The 270-nt window shown below is 59.3% G+C and carries 1 protein-coding gene; it reads right to left on the reverse strand.

The window, feature by feature from the left end; all coding sequences use genetic code 11:
• Positions 1 to 245: hypothetical protein (locus ACNFBR_RS29310; protein ID WP_416737886.1), on the reverse strand; the 245-nt coding region annotated here is incomplete at its 3' end.
• Positions 246 to 270: the final 25 nt, after the last annotated feature.

A 270-nucleotide genomic window follows, 5' to 3' on the forward strand; every position in this document is an offset into this window, starting at 1 on the left:
AGGTCGTGATCCAGCGGCTGGTTCACGTGCACGGTGAACGTCGGTTTGACGTTCTCTGCGACCGAGGTCTGGTCGGCAGTAATGGTGACCTTGACCAGGTCGCCTTCGTTGGAACCGCCTGGGGTACCTGGGTTGCCCGGAGTACCTGGCTCATCGGTGACGGTGGTTTTGACCTCGGTTTTATCCAGGGTCAGTTTCTCGAACTTGTCGACATCGGCGCCGTCAACGGTCGCGATCGATTTCACGATCGGGTCGTTGGCACCCACGTAG

Source organism: Pseudomonas sp. NY11955 (genome assembly GCF_048068035.1).
GTDB lineage: Bacteria > Pseudomonadota > Gammaproteobacteria > Pseudomonadales > Pseudomonadaceae > Aquipseudomonas.